The sequence below is a fragment of the Corynebacterium tuscaniense genome, assembly GCF_008693065.1.
Lineage (GTDB): Bacteria > Actinomycetota > Actinomycetes > Mycobacteriales > Mycobacteriaceae > Corynebacterium > Corynebacterium tuscaniense.
Window position 1 is genome coordinate 1 of sequence record NZ_VXKH01000110.1, and the last position, 2,483, is coordinate 2,483.

The following is a 2,483-nucleotide window of genomic DNA, read 5'->3' on the forward strand; positions in this document are numbered from 1 at the left end:
CTCGGCGCCTTGCGCCCGCGCCCTGCCCTTCCTCCGCGCCCTGCGCCCCGCCTTCGCCGGACTTCCCTGGGTTCCCCCTTCCACCCCCTCCGCCACCGTTTCGGGGGAAGTTAGTCCCGTCTGAAATCGGTCCCTAAAATCCCAGGTCAAATGTTGTTCATGTGAATGGTGGGATTCATTGCGTGGACGGGACTAACCTGCCCACGGTTGGTGCCACGGGTGGGCCGACGGTAGACAAGTGAACAGACGGACAAGTGAACAGACGGATAGGTTGGCGCGGAGGCGGGATGACAGGCGCGAGGCGGAGGAAGACTAATAAGCGCGGGAGCAGGGGTGGCAGGCGCGGCCTGGCAGGCAGGCGGCCGGCGGGCTGCTGATAGCAGCAAGTACTACAGTTTCAGGCGGCCGGTGAGGGCGCGCGACAGGGTGAGTTCATCCACGAACTCCAAGTCCCCGCCCAAGGGCATACCCGAGGCTAGGCGGGAGACGGTGAGGTCGGGGAAGTCCCTCAACAGCCGTGCAAGGTAGGAAGCCGTGGCCTCCCCCTCGGTGTCCGGGTCTGTGGCCAGAATGACCTCGTGGATCACAGGGTTATCCTCCGGCGCAACGCCATCACGATCTGGCAGGACACCGCCGATGCGCTGTAGCAAGGTGGAGATGGCAAGATGCTTGGGGCCCACATTGGCCAAGGGGTCCAGTGCCCCTCCGAGCACGTGGTATCGGCCGGTGTACTCCCCCGTCCGCTCAATGACCTGGATGTCCTTTGCGTCTTCCACTACGCAGATCAGGCCAGCATCCCGGCCACTATCGGCACACACGCGGCAGATCTCTTCGCGGGAGACGTTATTGCAGATCCGGCAGAAGGCAACTCCGTCACGGACAGCAGCCAGGGCTGCTCGCAATCTATCGATGTCATCCGGATCCGTTTTCAGGAGGTGGAACGCAATGCGCTGTGCGCTTTTGGGGCCGACGCCGGGTAGGCGAGAAAATTCGTCGATAAGGTCCTGGAGCGGGCCTTCAAACATGGTTCCTCCTCGCAGAAAAACGGGGCCCTAAGGCCCCGTAAATCTTAATTTGCCTAGGACTAGTTGCCGCCGAACATCTTGGCAAAATCATTGCCATCATCGGTTTGCGGCTGAGTCAGCGGACCGATCTTCTCCTGCGCGAGCTGGCCAGCCTTGGCGTGCGCATCGCGGTAAGCAGCGAGGATGAGATCCTGCAGAGTCTCCACGTCATTAGGGTCCACTGCCTCCGGACTAATGGTCAGGTCCGTGATCTCAGCGCCACCGGTCATGGTGACAGTGACAAGACCGCCACCCGCGGTGCCCTGGACAACAGCGGCGAGGATCTCTTCCTGTGCACGCTGGATCTGTGCCTGAACCTCAGTCGCCTGGCGGATGAGTTCCTGCATATCGGGCATTCCGGACTGCTCTGGCTGCGTCATAGTGTGTACCTTTCTTCACAACTTTTGTTAGATCTGGGCCCTAGTGTACCGGCTGTTTTACAGCGGTCGCGCGCCGAGTTCCTCGGCAAGCAAGTCCATGGCCACCTCGGTCGGGTTGCGCCGGTCAATTTCGCCAGCCTCCATCGACTGGTCGACCATGTCACGCTCTTCGTCTTCCCGGGTGTACTCGGGCTCCGGCGCCTCGCTCGGAACATCCGGGTCCGCGGGTTCCGGAGGCAGTGGCGCACCATCACTGAAGTGGGCCGGGGCGGGTTCATCCCCACCTACCTTCCGCGGTGGACGCGACCATGGATTGGCTGGTGTTGATTTTGCTGCATCAGCGGCAGCCGCCACGGCGGCCGCGGCACCCGTTTCAGTTGGCCCTTGGCTTGGCGTTGGCTCCTGCTTCTGAGGTGCTTCCGTTGCTTCTGCTTCAGCCTCGGAGGCCAACGGGTTCCATGCCGCCGGTTCATCCTTTGCCGGGCTGAAGCCCTCTGCTTTTGGGTCCGTGCCCACCACACAACGCACAGCGATAGCGGTACCCAGCTTCTCGCTCAGCGCAGCAACAATGTCCTTGTTGTTGTGCTCGGAGTTGATACGCTCCGCCAACGCGCCGGTGTTGTGGCCCACCACCAAGGTGGTGCCTTCCATGCCTAACGGCTTGGCCTCCGCGAGCATGATCTCAGCGACCTTGTTCCGCTCACCCACAAACTGCCGCAGGGTGATCCATTCCTTGTGGATGCGCTGCATTAAGTCCTCACCTGGCTCGGCCTCAGGCTGGGACGGTTCTGGCTGAGGTGCAGATGCGGGCTCGGATGTCGGCTCAGGTTTCGGCTCCGGAGTTGGAGCGGAGACGGGCGCCGACTGAGGTGCAGGCTGAGGCGCGGGCTCAGGAGCAGCAGGCGCAGGCTCAGGCGTCCGCGCAGGCGCGGGCTTGGGCGCCTCGCGCGGGGCGGGGGTGGACTGGGACGCCGGCTTCACGGTGGCTTGGACTGCGGCTGCGGCGGCTAAAGCAGCGGCGGCACCGCGGGGTTGGTCG

The 2,483-nt window shown here is 63.2% G+C and carries 3 protein-coding genes; all 3 read right to left on the minus strand.

The genetic code is table 11. The features are described from left to right. Positions 1-389 precede the first annotated feature (389 nt). Positions 390-1,025: a recombination mediator RecR gene (gene recR, locus F4V54_RS10610; RefSeq protein ID WP_150387116.1), complete on the minus strand. Its 636-nt coding sequence runs from the start codon at positions 1,023-1,025 to the stop codon at positions 390-392. A 59-nt stretch (positions 1,026-1,084) separates the two neighbouring features. Then, positions 1,085-1,444, minus strand: coding sequence for a YbaB/EbfC family nucleoid-associated protein (locus tag F4V54_RS10615; RefSeq protein ID WP_034665864.1), 360 nt, complete (start codon positions 1,442-1,444; stop codon positions 1,085-1,087). Between the two features lie 57 nt (positions 1,445-1,501). Continuing rightward, positions 1,502-2,483 (minus strand): DNA polymerase III subunit gamma/tau domain-containing protein (locus F4V54_RS11550; protein WP_487246618.1); only part of this gene is annotated, 982 nt, incomplete at its 5' end.

Bases quoted from the DNA above. Each gene is read 5' to 3' on its own strand.
- recR (WP_150387116.1), bottom strand. From the start codon at position 1,025: ATGTTTGAAGGCCCGCTCCAGGACCTTATCGACGAATTTTCTCGCCTA.
- F4V54_RS10615 (WP_034665864.1), bottom strand. From the start codon at position 1,444: ATGACGCAGCCAGAGCAGTCCGGAATGCCCGATATGCAGGAACTCATC.